Below are 18,946 nucleotides of genomic sequence, written 5' to 3'. Positions count from 1 at the left end.
CATGATCGACCTTTACACCTGGATCACGCCGAACGGCCTCAAAATCTCGGTTGCGCTGGAAGAACTCGGCCTGTCGTATCGCAGCCACGCCATCGACATCGAAAAGGGCGAGCAATTCGCAGCCGATTATATCCGTATCAATCCCGGCTCGAAAATTCCGGCAATCATCGATACCGATAACAGCACCGTCCTGACGGAATCGAATGCGATCCTCATCTATCTCGCCGAAAAAGCCGGCCGACTTTTGCCCGCATCCGCCACCGAGCGACTGATCGTCATGGAATGGCTGATGTGGCAGGCCGCCAATTTCGGTCCGACACTCGGTTATGCCCATTATTTCCTGACTTACCATGCCGGAGAGGCCCCCTTTGCCGAAACGCGTTTTGCCGCGGATGTGGAGCGCCTCTATCGGACATTGAACGACCGTTTAACGGGGCGGGAATATGTGGCCAGCGATTTTTCCATCGCCGATATCGCCATCTGGCCATGGGTCTCGCGTTTCGCGCGCCACAAAATCAATCTCGATGATTTTCCGGCGGTGCAGCGGTGGTATCGCCAGCTTGGACAGCGGGAAAGTTTTAAGCGCGGTTATCGCGTCCCCTTTGCAACCTCGGACGTACCGGGCCTTTAACAGGCGACGAGATGGCCGGGCGAGACTTCGCGATATTCACGCGGCTTCACGACATAATCGACCGCGCGGATCGGGCTTTTCAGCTCATCATTTGCCGCACCGCGCCGCGTGGTCCGGCGGTCCGGGTCCGGCACCGGCACGGCGGCCATCAGCTTGCGGGTATAGTCGTGCTGCGGATTGTCGAAGACAGCAGCGCGCGGGCCGATTTCGACGATCTCGCCCAGATACATCACCGCCACCCGGTGGCTGACGCGCTCCACCACCGCCATGTCATGGCTGATGAACAGGAAGGCGAGATCGAGGCTTTGCTGCAGATCCAGCATCAGGTTGATGACCTGCGCCTTGATCGATACATCAAGCGCCGAGACGCTTTCATCGGCGACAATCACTTTCGGCTGCAGCGCCAGCGCGCGGGCAATGCAGATGCGCTGGCGCTGGCCGCCGGAAAACTCGTGCGGGTAACGCGCCGCCATATCCGGCGAGAGGCCGACCTTTTCCAGCATGTCGGCCACCACATCCTTCGCTTCGCGGGCGCTGCCCATGCGATGCTCCAGAAAAGGTTCGGCAATCGCCGCACCCACCGTCATGCGCGGGTTGAGCGAGGCGAAGGGGTCCTGAAAGATCATCTGCACCGTCTTGCGCATTTCCCGCATGCCTGATTTGTCGAGGGCAAGAATATTCTCGCCGTTTACCACCACCGAACCGGCATCCGGCTCGATCAGCCGCATGATGGCACGACCGGTGGTCGACTTGCCGCAGCCGCTTTCGCCCACCAGCGACAATGTTTCACCGGCCCTCAGATCGAAAGACACATTCTCCACCGCATGAACGCGGCCGCTGAGCCGCCCCAACAGGCCGGAGTGGATGTCGAAGCGCTTGGTCAGCCCCTCCACCTTCAGCACCGGTTGCGCGGCGGGATCGACGGTATCGGCCGGACGCGCCGGTTCCTGCGTTTCTCCTGTCGTGGTGTTGACGATGGGAAACCGGAGCGGTCTTTCCTCACCAGTCATGGAGCCGAGAACGGGGACGGCGGATAAAAGCGCGCGGGTATAGGGATGTTTGCCGCGATGAAAGATATCAGCCGTCGCGCCGACTTCCACCTGCTCGCCGCGATACATGACGACTGTACGGTCAGCAATTTCCGCCACCACGCCCATGTCATGGGTGATGAACAGGACGGAGGTGCCCTCCTCTTCCTGAAGCGTCTTGATGAGATCGAGGATCTGGCCCTGAATGGTCACATCAAGCGCCGTCGTCGGCTCGTCGGCGATCAGGAGCTTTGGTCGCGAGGCAAGCGCCATGGCGATCATCACGCGCTGGCGCATACCACCGGAAAAGCGGTGCGGATATTCATCGAAACGTGAGGCGGCCGAGGGGATACGGACCTTTTCCAGCAGGCGGATCGTCTCGGCTCGCGCATCGGCTTTTGACATCGGCTGGTGGCACAGCAGAGCCTCGGAAATCTGGTCACCGATGGTGAATAGCGGGTTGAGGCTGGTCATCGGCTCCTGAAAGATCATCGCGACCTCGTTGCCGCGCACTCGCCGCATGGAGTCCTCAGACAGGGACAGCAGATTGCGACCGCCGAGCAGGATTTCACCCTGCACCCTGCTGCTTTCGCGGTCCAGCAGCCGCATGATGGAAAGCGATGTGACGCTTTTGCCCGAACCGCTTTCGCCGACGATCGCGACCGTCTCGCCCGGCCCGACATCAAAGGAAATATCACGCACCACCGGTTTCCAGCCGCCATCCACGTGAAAGGACGTGGTAAGATTGCGGACGGAAAGCACGGCATCTTCGGCACCGAGCGGTGCTGCCTGCGGCATGGTCATGATCGTTCCCTTTTCTTTATTCTGGTTGCAATGCTTGGGCGGGCAGTTGCCGCGAGTTTCTTCTCCCCGAGGGGGAGAAGGTGGCCCGAAGGGTCGGATGAGGGGGCAACGTTAACGATTGACCGCACCCTCGCCCCCTCATCCCGCTGCCGCGGACTTCTCCCCCTCGGGGAGAAGAAAACTGCCGCACCCGCTCGTTCCACTTAGTCCGGCCAGCGCAGCATGCCGTCGAAACGGTGGCGGCTGCGGTCTTCGAATGGCGTGGCGATCACCTCGTTGGAAGCGCGCGCCTTGTCCAGCTCTTCCGCCAGACGGGAAGCCACGATGGTTTCCTGACCGGGATGCAGGTTGCAGGGGTCGAGATAGAAATAACGGTGTTCCACCTCATGATCGCGGGCAATGATCGGCGGATTGCCTCTGGCCAGCGCCGTCGTCAGGTCCCATGCCGTGATATGGGCTTCTTCGGCGTCGATGATGACACGCAGCCGGTCGAGCGGGTTGTTGGTCGGGTCGGGCTCGATCAGCGCCGTCACGCCGGGGCGTCCGTCCAGCGTCTTTTTCCAGAGGTTGAGATAGCCGGTTTCGCGCTCGCGAATGCCGTCATGGTCACGCTTTTCCCAGGCTTCCAGCGCCGCCATGACGCCGTAGATGCTTTCCTTGCCGACCTTCATGCCGCGGCCAATGCCCATATTTTGCAGGAAGGCATGACGCACCAGTTCCTTACTTCCGGCGACGATGCCTGATGTGGGGCCGCCCAAGAACTTGTGACCGGAATAGATCACCACATCCGCACCCGTGGCCAGAAACAGCTCCAGATCATATTCGGAAGCCGCATCGACGATGACTGGCACGCCCCTGGCATGGGCAATCTCGACAAATTCGGAAAGGTGCAGCAAGCCGTAATTCACGACATGGTGCGAGACGACATAAACCGCCGCCGCCGTCTTTTCGGTGATGGCGTTTTCCATGTGGAAGCGGTGGGTCGATGTCGCCTGCCCCACCAGCACCACCTTGCCGCCGGCAAGCCGGATTGCCTGATCCACCGGCGCGCCGTAGCTCACCACATGCCCCATCTGCACCAGCACTTCGTTCTTCTCAGGCGCGACATCCGGCAGCTTTTCGATGGCCAGCAGATTATTGCCAGTAATCGCACCCGCCACAGCAAGGCTGATGCCGGAGGAGCAGGACGCCGTGACGAAACCGGCCTCACCGCCCGTCAGCCTTGCAATGATCGCGCTCGCCTTGCGTTGCAGATCATTGATCTCGACGAATTGCGGCAGGATGTCCGCCATGGCCTGAACGGCCTCGGGAACGACAATCGACGCGCCGAGCGAGGTCATGGTGCCCGAGACGTTGATGACCGGGCGAAGGCCGATCCTGCTTCTGATATCCGCGGTCATATCTTTCTCCTATCTTTGCGATGCGATGGGCATCGACATATATGCCATAATAATGTAATAGCTTCTCGAAATTCATGAGGAGCCAAAATTGGACGCCCATAGACTGGACGAAATGCCTTCAGCCACCGTGTCTCCCACGGAGGAAAATCCGGACTCGAAGACGGCCAAGCGCTCGCGCGTCAGCGGCATCGACCGTGCGCTTCAGGTTATTGATTACCTTTACGAAACCGGATCGCCGGCCGGCGCTTACGCGATTGCCAAGGCGATCAAGGCGCCGCTTTCCACCGTCTATGTGATCGTTGACGATCTCGTCGAAAAGAACATGCTGGCACGCAATGCCGATGGCAATATCTGGCTCGGTGCGCGGCTTTATCACTATGGCCTCGCCTATGCCCGCTCGCTGGATTTCATGGGCGTCGCCACCCACGAAATGCATGATCTGTGCCGCCATGCGGGCGAAACCGTGCAGCTTTGCGGCCGCGATGGCGACCATATGCTTGTTCTGGCCATGGCCGATGGTCCAAGCCATTTTCAGGTCGCGTCGCGCGTCGGCACCCGTGTTCCCCTGAACTGGACGGCCTCCGGCCGCCTGCTCGTCGGCCATCTGCCGGAGGCGGAGCGTGTCGAACTGTTCAAGCGCTGCGCCCGCACCTCGCCCACCGGCCGCGCGGAAATCAACCCGGAGACCCTGTCGCAATCGGCAGGCGCCGCCTTCCATGACCGGCTGTCGATACAGGTCGCCGAATCCGATTACGCCGTCGCCTGCATCGCCTCGCCGATCTGCGACAACAGGGGCGAATGCGTTGCGACGATTTCCATCGTGCTGCCGGAACAGAAGGTGCTGGCGGACGAAAACCATTACACCGAACAGGTCAGGGTCTCGGCAGAACGGATCGAAAAGCTGATGGGCTGGCGCAACCATTAAACGGCCTCACCCCTTGAGCGCGACGATGGCTTCGATCTCAACGGTGATGTTGCCCGGCAATGAGCCGAAACCGACGGCGGAGCGAGCATGTTGTCCCGCATCGCCGAACACATCGATGAAGAGATCGGAGCAGCCATTGATAACGCTCGGGTGATCGCGGAAATCGCTGACGGCATTGACCATGCCGAGCAGCTTGACCACTTTTTTCACCCGCGACAGATCACCCAGCGCCTCATGCATGACGGCAAGCAGATTGATGCCGGTGAGGCGCGCATGATTATAAGCCTCTTCCAGCCCGATTTCCGCGCCGACCTTGCCGGCATAAAGATGGCCGTTTTCCTCCCGCGGCCCCTGGCCCGAGAGATAAAGCATGTTGCCTTCCACCACGTGGGTGACGAAATTGGCGATTGGCGGCGGCGGCGGCGGCAGGGAGATGCCGAGCGCGGCGAGCCGGTCATAGGGCGAAAGGTGCCCTTCTGCATCAAGCGAAGACTGTTTCACGCGAATTCCTCATAATGCCGGGATGGGTATCCCGTCGTGTCTGCGGAAGGCGGAGGGTATGCCCCGCCGTTCCATTCGGGTTCAGCGCCAGGAATAACCATGGCTGTGGCGCACCAGCTTGCGCGCCCTTGGAATATATCGGCTGGCGGCAATCGCTTCCGCGCCGATGACCGCGTAACGCGGCTCGAACAGACGCGTCAGACGCGCCACATCGCCATTGGAATCGGTCGCTTCCAGATCGGAATCCACCAGATCGAAAATGGTGAAGTCGGCGCGCTGGCCGATATCGAGACGGTTTTCCATATCGAGGCGAATGACGGAGGCGGGATTGCGGGTGACGGCCTCGACCACATTTTCGAAAGGCATATCAACCGACAGCAGCTTCGACATGGTCGTCGCCAGATCCCAGACCGGGAAATTCATCGAGTGGCCGTGCAAATCCGTCGAAATCGAGAAGGGCAACAGGCCACGCGCAATCGCCGCCTCCGCCACCTTGAAGGAGAAGGAGGCGCCGCCATGGCCGATATCCAGCCGGATGCCTTCACCGGCGCAGCGCTCGGCAAGGTTGAACAGGTCCTCGTCTTCCATGATGCTGGAGCCCGACTTGCCGTTGAAGCAATGGGTCACGACATCACCGGGGCCGAGGATTTCCAGCACCTCGTCATAGAGTGCAGGCGGTTCGCCCACATGCACCATCATCGGCACTTTCAGGATCTTGGCGATCTTCTTGCCGAGCTTGACCGGCGTCACACCCCAGGAGCCGGTGATGACATGGCTCGCCCGCACCTTCAGGCCGACAATATGCTCGCTGTTTTCGGCGTAACATTCGAGGATACGATCTAGGTCGATATCCTTGATGTCGCGCAGTTCCGGCACCCGGTTGCAGGCGACAAGGCCGATGGAACCAAGATTGAGGAAGGCCTTGATGCGCTCTCTCGAAGGTTCGATGATATATTCGCGGAAACCGTGGAAATTCGCCTCACCCGCCGAGCCGGCATCCACCAGTGTCGTGACGCCGCGTTCGGCCCCGCATTCGGAGGGGCGAATGGAGATATCGGTGCCGCCATGCCAGATATGCACATGCAAATCCACCCAGCCGGGCGAGATGAAAGCTCCCTTGGCATCGATACGCTGCGCATCCGCAGGCGCCTGCAGGGCAGAGCCTACCGCAGCGATCTTGCCGTCGCCGCCGATCAGAATATCAGTCGAGGCCTGTGGCGCACCTTTGCCGAAACCGACGGGTTTGACATTGGTGAGAAGAATGGGAGCTTGAAGAGGCGTTTTTGCCTGTTCGCCGGACGTCATATTACAAATCCCTTCGCAGTCTTGGGTCGAGCATGTCCCGCAGCCCATCGCCGACCATTTGCAGCGACAGCACGGAAAGAATGATGGCAAAGCCGGGGAAATAGGTCATCCAGTCGGCCTGGCCGATATATTGGCGGCCGGCGGAGATCATGGTTCCCCAGGTGGGAATTTCGGGGCTGACACCGAGCCCCAGAAACGAAAGCCCGGCCTCGGCCAGCATGGCGCTGGCAAAAAGGAAGGTGCATTGCACGAGGATCGGCGAGACCAGATTGCGCAGCACATGCCGCGTCATGATGTGGAAGGTGGAGATGCCAAGCGCTTTGGCCGCCTCCACATAGGGCAACTCACGGATTACCAGCGTCGAGGCACGCACGATGCGGGCAAGGCGCGGCGAATAAACCACGGCAAGCGCGATGATGACCGTCGTCAGCGACGGACCGAGTGCGGCGACCAGCGCAATCGCCAGAAGAATATCCGGAAACGCCATCATCGCGTCGATCAACCGTGCAATCGGCGTATCCAGTTTCTGGAAGAAACCGGCAAGCAGCCCAAGCGTGATGCCGATGACCGACGAGAGGAAAACAACGGCCGCGCCAACCAGAAGCGACAGTCTTCCGGCATAGATGGTGCGGGAAAAGACATCGCGGCCAAATTCATCGGTGCCGAACCAGTAGAGTTCGCTCGGCGGTTTCAGGCGGTTGACGATCGACAGCTTCGACGGCGAATAGGGCGCGATCATCGGCGCGAAAACCGCAAGCAGCACGAAGATGAGAAGCACGATGAGACCGGCGGCGACCGTCTTGCGCTTCAGCAAACGCCGAATAAACAGGATGGTCGGGTTGCGCGCCGGCGGGGTGGTGGAAACGATATCGGCCATCAGTAACGAACCCTCGGATCGACTAGCAGGTAAAGCATGTCGATTGCAAAATTGATGAGCACGTAAAGCCCGGCGATGATGAGAAGCGCGCCCTGAATGACCGGATAATCACGCCGGAGCACGGCCGACACGACGAGATTGCCGACGCCCGGCAGGCCGAAGACGGTTTCCGTGACGACCGCGCCGGAAATCAGCACGGCGGCGGTGAGGCCCAGCACTGTGAGAATGGGGATGAGCGCATTCTTCAGCGCATGTTTCATCACCACCCGGCGCTCCTTGACGCCCTTGGCTCTGGCGGTGCGGACATAATCGTCGCCGAGAACATCGAGCATCGAGGCGCGGGTGAAACGTAGGATAAGGGCTGAGGAGACAAGCCCGAGCGCAATCGCCGGCAAGGTCAGGTGATACATACGCTCAAGAAAGCTCGCGCCCGGCCCGCCATATCCCGACACCGGAAACATATCCAGCCGCACCGCAAAAACCTGCATGAGGATGAGGCCGAGCCAGAAGCTCGGAATGCTCGCCGCCAGCATCGCAATGGTGGTCGCGGCCTGATCCACGAAGGAACCACGCCGGTAAGCGGCGTAGATGCCGATGGGCAGCGCGATGACGCTGGCAATCAGCAGCGAAAAGATCGTCAGGAAGAAAGTCGGCTCCGCCCGGTCCAGCAGGGCTGATCCAACAGGCATGTTGAGAAAGATCGACTGGCCGAGATCGCCCTTCAGCAATTGGCCGATATAATAGACATATTGCACGCCAAGCGACTGATCGAGACCGAGCCGTGTGCGCAGCTCCGCAATATCCTGCGCCGTGGCATCCGGCCCGAGCATCACGGCGGCCGGATCACCGGGGGTGACGCGCAGGATGACGAAAACGATGGTGACGACGAGGAACATCACCACGATCATTCCTGCAAGTCTTTGGAAAATATACCGTATCACGAATAGAGGCTCCCGGTGACAGACGTGGCGGACCACGCCTGCGCGACAGTTGAAGCGAAACTGCGATGGGTGCCGGCAATACCGGCACCCGGCAACCAAGCGGTCTTACTTCGTGACCGAGGCATTCCAGAAATAGGGCCACGGAGCCGGATCGACACCTTCCAGCTTGTTGGACTTGGCTGCTGCTGCGTTGAAGTCGCCGATCTTGATGAGCGGCAGCTCGGCATAGATCGTCTTTTGCACATTGGCCCAAAGCGCGAGGCGCTTTTCCGGATCGGCTTCCGAGGTGAAGGCGTCAACTGCCGCCTTGCGTGCCGGCGTATCCCACCAGCCCGGCGAGCTGGTGGACAGCGCTCCCATCAGCGCCGGTTCCGGCAGGAAGGGGCTGTGGCTGATGTAGATGTCCCAGAGCTTCGGATCGGCGCGGCGCTGCGTCAGCGTCGCCCAATCCACCACCTGCATATCCACCTTGAAGCCGGCAAGCTTCAGATATTCCGCCGCCACCTGCGCCATCTTGTAATGGAATTCATATTGGCGGCTGGTGAGGATGCGCAGCGGCTCGCCATTATAACCGGCTGCCTTCAGCTTTTCGGCAGCGGCTTCCGGGTTGCCGACATTATAATTGCCCTCGACACCCTCTTCCGTGTGCCAGGAGAAATTGTCCGGGTAATAGGCGCCGTCAAGCGCATAGAAATCCGTGCTGCCAAACGCGGCCGCCAGCATGTCTTCCATGTTCAGAGCTTCGGTCACGGCCTTGCGAACCTCGAGCTTGGAAGCAAGCCCCTCCTTGGTATTGAACACGAAGACCGGGAAGCCGAAAGGCTTCAGCATCATCGGCTGAGAGGCTGACGAAGACTTCACCTTGTCGAAGGACTCCACCGGAATGGAATCGACATAGTCATATTGCCCGGAAACAGCAGCTTCGACGCGGGTATTCGGATCGGGCACAGGCACGAAGCGGATTTCGTCGAGATATTGATGGCGTGCACCGCCGTAACCGTCGCTCTCGCCATCACGCGATTTGTAACCATCAAAACGCACGAGCTGGATATATTGGTCCGCCTTGCGTTCCTTCAGCATATAAGGACCGGTGCCGACAAATTCAGCCATCGGCTCCGCCTGCTTTTCAGCCGGCAGGATGATCGCGGCGGAATTGTTGAAAGCCAGCAGCGAGGTCAGCGGCGCATAGGGCTGCTTGAGAGTGATCGTCACCGTTCCGGCATCAGGCGCGGAGATATTGCCGATGAAACCGGCGGCCTGCTTGCCACGCGAGGCGATTTTCATCCAGCGGCCGAGCGAGGCGACGACATCTTCCGAGGTCATGTCGCTGCCGTCATGGAACTTGATGTCCTTGCGCAGCTTGATCGTGTAGGTTTTGCCATCCGCGCTGATCTCGGGCAGGCTTTCAGCCAGAAGCGGCGTCACCTTCCAACCCTTGTCGAAGGTGTAGAGCGTTTCAAAAATATGCTGCGTGACGATGCCGACCAGATCGGCGGTCGAGGCCATGGGGTCGAGTGTCGGCGGCTCGCCGATCGTCGCGACATTGATGACGCCACCCTTCTCCGCGGCCATCATCACACCCGGCGCCAGCAACAGCGCGGCGGTGGCAAGAAATGCAATTTTACGTCTCATGGTCAAGCTCCCAGCTCTTTGTTCCAACTCGATGTTCCATTATTATGTTATATGCATCTTTATAACAGAATATCTCGATAAGACGCCTTGTCAATGACCTCCGGGCGAGATCTCGGGATTCATGGATCGATGAACCGGCAGGAAATCTCTGTCGGGCGTTAAAACTGAGCTTTCGGGAATGGCGGCCACGCCTTCCGGGAGACGGAGGAGGAGAATTAAGAGGCCGGGATATTTCGCATCTGCGAACAAACTGCTATTAGAGATCGTAACAAGACCAGATTTCGACCTGAATCGCTTAGCATCCCTATTATTTTTATATCATTCCGTCTCCGGTAGCCGCTTTTTTAGGACTGGAGACACGCCGGACATTCTACACCGCCGAGTTTTTCCAGGGCGGATTATAAATTTTTATTACGTTGAAATTATTGAGGAAATTATGAAGACGGCAATCGTCCATGACTGGCTCACCGACAGAGGTGGGGCTGAAAAGGTGCTTCACAACCTTCTCGAAATCTATCCTCACGCGGATCTTTATTGCCTGGTCGATTTCATGAGCGAGCGCGACCGGGGTTTTCTCGGCGGGCGTCCGGTCAACACCTCTTTCATCCAGAAACTGCCCTTCGCCCGAAAGAAATACCGTTCCTATCTGCCGCTGATGCCGCTCGCCATCGAACAATTCGATCTCAGCGGTTACGATCTGGTGATTTCCTCAAGCTACGCCGTCGCCAAGGGCGTCATCACCGGTCCCAACCAGTTCCATGTCTCCTACATCCACAGCCCCATCCGCTATGCCTGGGATCTCCAGCACCAGTATCTCAAGGAAACCAAGCTCAATCGCGGCTTCACCTCCTGGATCGCGCGCGCTATTCTCCACTATATCCGCATGTGGGACATCCGCACCGCCAATGGCGTCGACCTGATGACAGTCAACTCCAAATTCATCCGCAGCCGTGTGCGCAAGTGTTACGGACGCGATTCCACCGTGATCTATCCGCCGGTCGATACCACACACCTCTCCCCCTCCGACCGGAAAGGCGACTATTTCGTCACCGCGTCGCGGCTGGTGCCCTACAAAAAGGTGCACCTGATCGTCGAAGCCTTTGCGAAGATGCCCGAGAAACGCCTCGTCGTCATCGGCGACGGACCCGATATGAAACGTATTCGCGACATCGCCACGCCCAACGTTGAAATCCTCGGCTTCGTCGGCAATGAGGAGCTTCACAAATACATGGCGGAAGCCAGGGCCTTCGTTTTTGCGGCAGAAGATGATTTCGGCATTGTGCCGGTCGAATCGCAGGCGCTCGGGACGCCGGTCATAGCCTATGGCAAAGGCGGAGTGCTTGAGACCGTCATTCCGCTCGGCGCTTCAAACCAGCCGACGGGCCTCTATTTCGGCGAGCAGACCCCGGAAGCAATCTGTGCGGCCGTGCAGGAATTCGTCGATAATTCCGAGCGCTTCGACAAGAATGCCTGCATCAACAATGCCGCCCGCTTCTCACGCGAACGTTTCCTGCGGGAATTTGCCGATACCGTGAACTTTGCTCTGGCGGAACGAGCCTGAGCGTCAACGACCCGTTGCGCGGCTGAAAACCTGTCCGTAAACCCTGCGGATCGACAATGCGAAGTATTCGGCCGGCGGCACGCATTAACGACTACGCCGAGGCAGATCCGCATTAGTGATCTCGCCTGCATTAAAATATTGAGGATGAATACACAAAGGCCAACCTGAATTATTAGCCGGCTTTATTACTAGAGATTGCCGCCAATGGCACTATCCATAAGACGTGTTAATCAATTCCTACAGTTCATTCTCAAATAGCATTGCCTAATCTTATTTATTGTGCGATTTTCGTGCAGTTTTAGGTGTTGATATGTTTATATTTAATTCTTTTTTAACAAAAAATAAGCGTGCTTTTTTCGCTGTCGGTCTCGCCAGTGCGCTGATGAACATCCTTAATCTTTCCGGCTCGCTCTTCATGCTGGAGGTCTACGATCGCATTTTGCCCAGCAAGAGCATCCCTTCGCTTGTGGCACTGGTCGTTCTCCTCATCATCCTTTACGCCTTTCTGATGGGCTTTGATGTTTTGCGCAGCCGGATATTGGCCCGTATCGCCGACAATATCGACGACGCGCTCAATCAGAAGCTTTTCAGGGCATCGATCGGTGCTCCTCTCCTTGCCTCTGCAAAGATCGACGGATTGCAGATCGTCGGCGATCTCGACCAGATACGTCAGTTTCTGTCCGGTCCGGGGCCGGGCGCATTTTTCGACATTCCCTGGCTCCCCATCTATCTGCTGATCTGTTTTGCCCTGCATCCGTGGATCGGCTTTGCCGTGCTTGGCGGCGCCGTCATTCTTGTCGTTTTGACGCTTTTGACCAATTGGCTCACCGAAAAAGCGACCAAACAGGCTTATGCCGCACGTGGACAGAGAAACACGCTCGTGGGCAACAGTCAGCGTAATATTGAATCCATTAGAACCATGGGGATGATGGGCGCGGTGACCTCGATGTGGAGCGATCTGCATTCCCAATATCGTGCCGTCACCCTCTCGACCTCCGATACGGCGGGCATGCTTGGCGCGATATCGCGCACATTCCGCCTGCTGCTGCAATCCGGCGTCATGGCAATCGGCGCCGTGCTGGTCATCGAGGGCAATGCCTCCGCGGGCAGCATCATCGCAGGTTCAATTCTCTCCGCAAAGGCGCTCGGCCCAGTCGAACATGCAATAGCCAACTGGCGCAGTTTCATGACGGCGCGACAGGGCTGGAAACGCATCAACGAATTTCTTGAACTGGTGCCGGAGCCACAGCCACCGCTTTCTCTGCCGCGGCCGCAATATACCGTTGCCGTCGACCGCGTGACGGGTGGGCCGCTGAGTGCCGCGCGCGACACGGTTGCAGATATTTCCTTTACGCTGAATGCTGGCGATGGGCTTGGCATCATTGGCCCAAGCGCCTCTGGAAAATCAACGCTGGCGCGCCTGATGACGGGGATCTGGCCCTATGACCGCGGTTCCGTGCGCTTCGATGGCGCAGCGTTGAACCAATGGGATTTTGAGGTTCTCGGCAAATCCATCGGTTACATGCCCCAGCAGGTGGAGTTGATGGCGGGAACCGTGGCGCAGAATATCGCGCGATTTGACCGTGATGCGACAGCGGAAGCAATCGTTGCCGCGGCCAAGGCCGCTCAGGTTCATGACCTGATCCTGAGCCTGCCCAGCGGTTACGACACCTATATCGGCGATCGCGGCGAGGCCTTGTCGGGCGGGCAGAAGCAGCGCATCGGCCTTGCACGCGCGCTTTTCGGCGAGCCGTTTTTTGTGCTTCTCGATGAGCCTAACTCCAATCTGGACAGCGAAGGCGAGATGGCGCTGCGCAATGCAATCGGCGACATCAGGGCGCGGGGTGGCATCGCTGTCGTCATCGCCCATCGTCCCAGCGCCATCGAAAGCGTCAATCTCGTGATGGTCATGAGCGGCGGCCGGATGCTGCGCTTCGGCACCAAGGAAGAGGTGCTGGCGCAAATCCTGCGGCAAAACCTGCATCAGGTGCCGGCCGCAGAGGAAGAAACGCGCAGGATCGAAAACCGGGTGGGCGAAAATGGTTGAGCAGGAAAAAGCCGGTGTCACCAATGCGTCTCTCGTCAAGCATTCCGCGGCGGTGATGGTTCTCGCCATCGGCCTGCTCGTCGGATTGGGTGGCTGGGCGGCCATGGCAAAGCTTGCCGGCGCAGTCGTCGCCACGGGACGGGTCGTCGTCGAAGGCAACTCCAAGAAAATCCAGCACCTTTCCGGCGGCATCGTCAGTGAGATCAAGGTCGCCGAAGGCGACAGGGTCGATGCAGGGCAGACTTTGCTGCGGCTGAGCGACACGATCGTTCAGGCCAATTTATCCATCGTTGAGAACACGCTGGCGCAACTTTATTCACGCCGTGCCCGCCTGCGCGCCGAAATTACCGAGGCCGCGTCTTTCACCGTGCCGGAAGATCTGGTGGAATTGACCAATCCGAAGGCCGCCAGGACATTCATCGACAGCGAACAGGGGCTTTTCAAAAGCCGCCTCAGTGCGCTGACCGGCATGAAAAAACAGCTGGCAACGCGCAAGGATCAACTTCTTGATGAGGCGCGAGGCATGGGCGTTCAGGTTGCGGCAACCGAAAACGAGCTTACCATCGTCAAGGAAGATGTTTCCAAGACGCAGGAGCTTTACAGCAAGGGACTAGTCACGCTTCAGCGGCTCAATCTTTTGAAGCGGCAGCTTTCCAACCTCGAAGGTCAGCAGGGCCAATATATGGCGGCCCGCGCCCAGACGGTGGGCAAGATGAGTGAAATGGACCTGCAGCTGCTTCAGCTAGATGAAGACCGCAAGTCCGAAGTGACCAAAGACCTGACATCGGTCGAGGCAACGGTCGCCGAATACGAAGAACGGCTTGCCGCAACCCGCGATCAGCTGGATCGCCTTGATATTCGTTCACCGATTGCCGGGCGCGTCTATCAGCTTTCAGTGCACAATATAAACGGCGTCATTCAGCCGGGTGAAGTGCTGATGCTGGTGGTGCCGGAGAAGGACGATCTTGCAATCGAAGCCGACATACTTCCGCGAGACATTGACCAGATTTACGTCGGCCAGCCGGTCACCATCCGGTTCACTGCTTTCAATCAAAGCACGACGCCCGATGTCGTTGCCGAAGTCGCCGTCGTCGCTCCTGATCTGCAGATGGATTCCCGCACCGGAGCATCCTTTTATACTCTGCGAATCAAACCGGATAAAATCGGTATGCAGCATCTTCCGGGCGGAAAACTATACCCTGGAATGCCGGCGGAAGTTTTCATACAGACGAGCGAGAGAAGCGTTCTATCCTATTTCGTAAAACCGTTTCAGGACAGGATTAATAAAACCTTCATACAGGAATGAGCGTCTTTAGCCCGCAAATTATCTAAATGAAAACATTCATAAAATATGCGGATCGACACTCAATATACTTAAAAATAAGCGTAAATTAGTCTCTTGTTTTATTATTTTTTATGGATTAAATATTGCACGCATTGCTAAGTCTAGATTAAATTTCAATTCATTTCAGTCTCAAAAATTTATGGGAGAGTAACATGGCATTAACTGTCACTTTCGGTAATGGCGGCGCTTCGACGGTTTCGTCGCTCACCAATCTCGTTGATCAGGAAGCTTACAAGCTCCTCACGGAATCGACGACGCAGACCAAGAACGGCTCCTCGCTCAATTCCGGCATCGTTGATGTCGGCGCTGTTTCGGTTCCCGGCAGCGGTGCGGGCGGCAAGGTCGATGTCGGATACGACGCCAGCACCAACAGCTTCAATTTCGACGTGACGTCGGCATGGAACTCGGTGAAAAACGTTCTCGCCAAGTCCGACTCCGCAGAAAACCTTTCGTTCAAGGATTTCGTGCAGGTTGACGTTCATCTTGGCGGCACCACCGCTTCCACCGTTGAAGTTCTCAACGCCAAACGTGGTAATATCTCCACCGGCTCGGGTAACGACACGGTGACTGTCTCTCTTCTTTCGAACGACAAATCCTGGGTAAACGCCTTCAACATCGATACCGGTGCCGGCAACGACACCATCATCGTCAAGGCGGGCTCTGCACTTAATGATCTGTCTGCGGCGGGAGCAGGCGGCGTTGCTGCCGGTACCAATGTCGTAAACGGCGGCAAGGGCATCACCGACGGTAGCGCAACCACAGTCACTATCAACGCTGGCGACGGCAACGACTCTATCGACCTGAGCGGCGTCAAGCTTGCTTCGTCGCTGGTAACCGGCGGCAAGGGTATCGATCACATCGTCGCCAGCGGCGGCGCCGATACTTTCGTGTTCAATCTCGGCGACATGGCCAAGAGCCTTGCCACCGACTCCATCACTGGTTTCAACGCCAGCATGGACAAGCTCAAGCTGGTTGGCACGACGATCTCGAACTGGACGTTGTCGAACTTTGATGACGACACCATCCTCAGCTACAATGTGGACGGCGCACACAAGGGTGAGAAGATCATCGTTTCGGGTGTTCACCTTACCGGCAGCGACTGGTTCACCGCATAATTCTCTCAAAGAGAATTTGCATTAGCAGCGCCATTGCCTAAAATGATCGTGGTCCGGACCGCATATCCGGACCACGATTTTTTCGTCCTGAATTTTTCATTCTCTTTTGAACTTTTAAATTTTATCAAAAACTTTTTAGAGCACCGGCATGGAACAGAAAAAGTCACGCGACAATAGTTATGATGTCGCCAAAGGCCTGTGCATGATCCTCGTGGTCTTCGGTCACGCGGAAAGGGGATTAAGCGCTTCCGGCACACCACCGCAATTCAGCCTTCTGGGATTTGTCGATTACACGATCTATACTTTTCACATGCCGTTTTTTTTCTTCGTTTCGGGGCTTTTTTTCTCATCCGGCAAAACAACAGACCCCAGGGATTTCCTCGGCAAGCTGGGAAAAAATATCGCTTATCCCTATCTGTTCTGGTCACTCGTGCACGGCGGCCTCATGGTCGCCATGGGTCGTCTCGGCCTCACGAATACGGTCATTGATTTTACCAGAATTCTCGAAATCCTGTGGAATCCGATCAGTCCCTTCTGGTTTCTCTATGCGCTGTTTTTCTGCCAGCTCGCATCCTTTGTGTTAAGACAGGTATCCGCGCTTATCCGCCTGGCGTTCGCACTCGTTGTTTTCACGCTGCTTTATTCACTCGGCCATTCCGTCCTGTGGGATATCGCCTACGGCTTTGTGTATTTCACACTCGGCATCGTCGCAAAACAATATGGTTTTCAGCAGAGACAATACGATGCGCGCTCATTTCTCGCACTTCTCGTCGCCTTTGCCATTTCAGCCTATTTGTCATGGCAAGCCGAGATTCCCGAGAGGCTCCCTTTTATCTCCGCCGTTCTCGGCATCTTTCTGGTGATCGCACTGTCGCAAATTCTCGCGAGGACCGAAAACGCGATATCGTCCTTATTTGAAACGCTTGGAAGACTGTCCGTCGGCATTTATGTCATGCACATCATCGCCATCGGCTTTGGCCGGGCTGTCGCAGTCAAACTGTTTCAGGTGACAGATATGGCAAGCCTTCTGGCAATCACAACAATCATCGGTGTTGCGCTGCCGGCCATCGTTCAAATGGCCGCCATCCGCCTTGGCATCCATGAGTGGCTGGCATTGCCCGCCTCGGCCCATAGAAGATCAAACGACATCACACCGTCTTTCGGACGCATCCATAAAAAGCTGAAAAAACATTCGTAAAACAAATAATTACCAATTCGTGACATCAAGACATAAAGAAACTTCGCAAGCGTGACAAAACTGCACTAGCGCAATGCAGCAATCGAAGAGATTATGGCTCTGACTGAATATTAAAAGCAAAGACATCAACGCTCCTCTGAACCACGAATGTGCGCGATTGCAGCTTTCTGGCACAGATGATCGGTGAATAAACTTGAAGCATCGCTTGGAATTGGGCATATGCCTGATGCGGGCAGAAGCAGTTTCTAAATACGATTCTGCTTAAGGAATGTAATACCGGTTGAGGTTTCTTTACCGGCTCTGTTTACGACGTGTCTATTTTTTAAAAATTATACGATGTCCGGACTGTTTTACTTTTCGGACGAAATTCATTTTGAGGACCAAATGCGTTTATTGATTGTTTCGATTCTGCTTGCCTCCGCAGCACTCGCGGGCTGTACGGTCACAGCGGCATCCGGGCCTGATGCGGCGTCAATCGAATCCAACGCTTCGGTCAAATTCGGTTCCAGGGACAAACAAAAAACCGCGGGCGTTGACTACGCGCTGATCGATATAAACAGTTCCGTTCTGAATTATGTCGGCGACACCACGACGACCACCCTGCTCGGCAGCTTCGGCGGTGGCAAGGGCGGTGTGCCTGCGCTGCCGATGGGTGTCGGCGACGTGGTGCAGGTGGCGATCTTCGAAAGCCAGGCGGGTGGTCTGTTTATTCCGAGCGATGCGGGCAGCCGCCCAGGTAACTTTATCAGCCTGCCAAACCAGACGGTGGATCGGGAAGGCAATATCAGCGTGCCCTATGCCGGCAAGATCCGCGCGACCGGCCGCAATGTCGAGGATGTGCAGAGCGAAATCGAGGAGCGGCTTGCCAACCGCGCTATCGAACCGCAGGTTCTCATCACCAAGATTTCCAGCCGTTCGGCGCAGGCCTCCGTGCTTGGCGACGTCAAGGAGCCGACGAAGGTCCAGTTGTCGGAAGCTGGCGATCGCGTTCTTGACGTGATCTCCTATGCCAAGGGCCTCAGCGCCCCGAATATCGAATCCTATGTGACGCTGATCCGCCGCGGCAAGACTGCGCGCGTCAATTATAATCACCTCGTCAGCACGCCGACCGAGAACATCTATGTGGTTCCGGGCGACACGATCATGGTGGAGCGGGAGCGCCGTACCTATCTGGCCTTCGGCGCTTCCGGCCTCAACGGTCGTTTCGAGTTCGAGGACGCCGATCTCAAGCTTTCGGATGCGCTTGGCAAGGCGGGCGGATTGCTCGATTCGCGTGCCGACCCGGCCCAGGTCTATGTCTATCGTACCGTCAAGCGCGAGCTTCTGGTCAAACTCGGCATCAATACGTCCAAATTCCCAGGGCAGGACGTTCCGGTCATCTTCCGCGCCAATCTGCGCGATCCGTCCACCTTCTTCGCCAGCACGAAGTTCCCGATGCAGGATCGCGACATCATCTACGTCACGAATTCGCAGGCAACCGAACTTTACAAGTTCCTCGATCTCGTCGGCTCCGTTCCCGCGACGACGGGCAATGTGGCCGAGGATGTACTTGCGACGCGCAACGCCATCCGGGCCTTCTGACCCATGGCATCGCCGCGCTAACGCCAAAGCCGCCCCGGAAACGAGGCGGCTTTTT

The 18,946-nt window shown here is 57.3% G+C and carries 15 protein-coding genes; 8 read left to right on the top strand and 7 right to left on the bottom strand.

What is annotated here, in order from left to right; translation table 11 throughout:
• The first annotated feature begins 1 nt into the window (after position 1).
• A complete protein-coding gene (locus tag FCH38_RS19405) occupies positions 2-631 on the top strand; it encodes a glutathione S-transferase family protein (protein ID WP_174374810.1) in 630 nt (209 codons plus the stop codon).
• On the opposite strand, the gene FCH38_RS19400 is transcribed toward FCH38_RS19405, so the two are convergent.
• Positions 628-2,463 (bottom strand): dipeptide ABC transporter ATP-binding protein, encoded by a 1,836-nt coding sequence (locus FCH38_RS19400; RefSeq protein WP_174374809.1) that lies wholly within the window; start codon positions 2,461-2,463, stop codon positions 628-630. The genes FCH38_RS19405 and FCH38_RS19400 overlap by 4 nt on opposite strands.
• A 203-nt stretch (positions 2,464-2,666) precedes the next feature.
• Entirely contained in the window at positions 2,667-3,863 is a 1,197-nt protein-coding gene (locus tag FCH38_RS19395; protein ID WP_174374808.1) for an aminotransferase class V-fold PLP-dependent enzyme, read from the bottom strand.
• A gap of 88 nt (positions 3,864-3,951) precedes the next feature.
• Between FCH38_RS19395 and FCH38_RS19390 the strand changes: the two genes are divergently transcribed.
• Positions 3,952-4,788, top strand: a complete 837-nt coding sequence (locus tag FCH38_RS19390; protein WP_174374807.1) for an IclR family transcriptional regulator — start codon at positions 3,952-3,954, stop codon at positions 4,786-4,788.
• Positions 4,789-4,794: 6 nt separating this feature from the next.
• On the opposite strand, the gene FCH38_RS19385 is transcribed toward FCH38_RS19390, so the two are convergent.
• The 5 genes from FCH38_RS19385 to FCH38_RS19365 form a co-directional block, all read right to left on the bottom strand.
• Positions 4,795-5,289, bottom strand: a complete 495-nt coding sequence (locus FCH38_RS19385; RefSeq protein WP_020011822.1) for a RidA family protein — start codon at positions 5,287-5,289, stop codon at positions 4,795-4,797.
• Positions 5,290-5,370: 81 nt separating this feature from the next.
• Positions 5,371-6,594 (bottom strand): amidohydrolase/deacetylase family metallohydrolase, encoded by a 1,224-nt coding sequence (locus FCH38_RS19380; protein WP_174374806.1) that lies wholly within the window; start codon positions 6,592-6,594, stop codon positions 5,371-5,373.
• A 1-nt stretch (position 6,595) separates the two neighbouring features.
• Positions 6,596-7,471 carry an ABC transporter permease gene (locus tag FCH38_RS19375; protein ID WP_149899135.1) on the bottom strand — a complete coding sequence of 292 codons (876 nt, stop codon included), beginning with the start codon at positions 7,469-7,471 and terminating at the stop codon, positions 6,596-6,598.
• Positions 7,471-8,412, bottom strand: a complete 942-nt coding sequence (locus tag FCH38_RS19370) for an ABC transporter permease (protein WP_174009818.1) — start codon at positions 8,410-8,412, stop codon at positions 7,471-7,473. The genes FCH38_RS19375 and FCH38_RS19370 overlap by 1 nt, the downstream gene beginning before the upstream one ends.
• A gap of 105 nt (positions 8,413-8,517) precedes the next feature.
• Complete coding sequence (locus FCH38_RS19365) at positions 8,518-10,044, bottom strand: ABC transporter substrate-binding protein (RefSeq protein WP_174374805.1); 1,527 nt, start codon at positions 10,042-10,044, stop codon at positions 8,518-8,520.
• 436 nt (positions 10,045-10,480) lie between these two features.
• On the opposite strand from FCH38_RS19365, the gene FCH38_RS19360 reads away from it, so the two are divergent.
• From FCH38_RS19360 to FCH38_RS19335, 6 genes are all read left to right on the top strand, one after another.
• Positions 10,481-11,605 carry a glycosyltransferase family 4 protein gene (locus FCH38_RS19360; RefSeq protein WP_149899137.1) on the top strand — a complete coding sequence of 375 codons (1,125 nt, stop codon included), beginning with the start codon at positions 10,481-10,483 and terminating at the stop codon, positions 11,603-11,605.
• Positions 11,606-11,915: 310 nt separating this feature from the next.
• Positions 11,916-13,652: a type I secretion system permease/ATPase gene (locus FCH38_RS19355; RefSeq protein ID WP_174374804.1), complete on the top strand. Its 1,737-nt coding sequence runs from the start codon at positions 11,916-11,918 to the stop codon at positions 13,650-13,652.
• Positions 13,645-14,958: an HlyD family type I secretion periplasmic adaptor subunit gene (locus tag FCH38_RS19350; protein ID WP_174374803.1), complete on the top strand. Its 1,314-nt coding sequence runs from the start codon at positions 13,645-13,647 to the stop codon at positions 14,956-14,958. The genes FCH38_RS19355 and FCH38_RS19350 overlap by 8 nt, the downstream gene beginning before the upstream one ends.
• Before the next feature lie 191 nt (positions 14,959-15,149).
• The gene (locus tag FCH38_RS19345; RefSeq protein ID WP_174374802.1) at positions 15,150-16,112 is read left to right on the top strand and encodes a rhizobiocin; all 963 of its coding nucleotides are present in this window, start codon (positions 15,150-15,152) and stop codon (positions 16,110-16,112) included.
• A gap of 148 nt (positions 16,113-16,260) precedes the next feature.
• Positions 16,261-17,310 (top strand): acyltransferase family protein, encoded by a 1,050-nt coding sequence (locus FCH38_RS19340; RefSeq protein ID WP_174374801.1) that lies wholly within the window; start codon positions 16,261-16,263, stop codon positions 17,308-17,310.
• Positions 17,311-17,694: 384 nt separating this feature from the next.
• Entirely contained in the window at positions 17,695-18,891 is a 1,197-nt protein-coding gene (locus FCH38_RS19335; protein WP_174374800.1) for a polysaccharide biosynthesis/export family protein, read from the top strand.
• Positions 18,892-18,946: the final 55 nt, after the last annotated feature.

This window comes from Agrobacterium tumefaciens, assembly GCF_013337285.1.
Taxonomy (GTDB): Bacteria; Pseudomonadota; Alphaproteobacteria; order Rhizobiales; family Rhizobiaceae; genus Agrobacterium; species Agrobacterium burrii.
This window is presented reverse-complemented; position numbering and strand designations above follow the sequence as displayed.

What these genes read in the sequence shown, in the direction of transcription:
- FCH38_RS19405 (WP_174374810.1), top strand. Translation starts at nt 2, where the DNA reads ATGATCGACCTTTACACCTGGATCACGCCGAACGGCCTCAAAATCTCG.
- FCH38_RS19400 (WP_174374809.1), bottom strand. Translation starts at nt 2,463, where the DNA reads ATGACCATGCCGCAGGCAGCACCGCTCGGTGCCGAAGATGCCGTGCTT.
- FCH38_RS19395 (WP_174374808.1), bottom strand. Translation starts at nt 3,863, where the DNA reads ATGACCGCGGATATCAGAAGCAGGATCGGCCTTCGCCCGGTCATCAAC.
- FCH38_RS19380 (WP_174374806.1), bottom strand. Translation starts at nt 6,594, where the DNA reads ATGACGTCCGGCGAACAGGCAAAAACGCCTCTTCAAGCTCCCATTCTT.
- FCH38_RS19375 (WP_149899135.1), bottom strand. Translation starts at nt 7,471, where the DNA reads ATGGCCGATATCGTTTCCACCACCCCGCCGGCGCGCAACCCGACCATC.
- FCH38_RS19365 (WP_174374805.1), bottom strand. Translation starts at nt 10,044, where the DNA reads ATGAGACGTAAAATTGCATTTCTTGCCACCGCCGCGCTGTTGCTGGCG.
- FCH38_RS19360 (WP_149899137.1), top strand. Translation starts at nt 10,481, where the DNA reads ATGAAGACGGCAATCGTCCATGACTGGCTCACCGACAGAGGTGGGGCT.
- FCH38_RS19355 (WP_174374804.1), top strand. Translation starts at nt 11,916, where the DNA reads ATGTTTATATTTAATTCTTTTTTAACAAAAAATAAGCGTGCTTTTTTC.
- FCH38_RS19350 (WP_174374803.1), top strand. Translation starts at nt 13,645, where the DNA reads ATGGTTGAGCAGGAAAAAGCCGGTGTCACCAATGCGTCTCTCGTCAAG.
- FCH38_RS19345 (WP_174374802.1), top strand. Translation starts at nt 15,150, where the DNA reads ATGGCATTAACTGTCACTTTCGGTAATGGCGGCGCTTCGACGGTTTCG.
- FCH38_RS19340 (WP_174374801.1), top strand. Translation starts at nt 16,261, where the DNA reads ATGGAACAGAAAAAGTCACGCGACAATAGTTATGATGTCGCCAAAGGC.
- FCH38_RS19335 (WP_174374800.1), top strand. Translation starts at nt 17,695, where the DNA reads ATGCGTTTATTGATTGTTTCGATTCTGCTTGCCTCCGCAGCACTCGCG.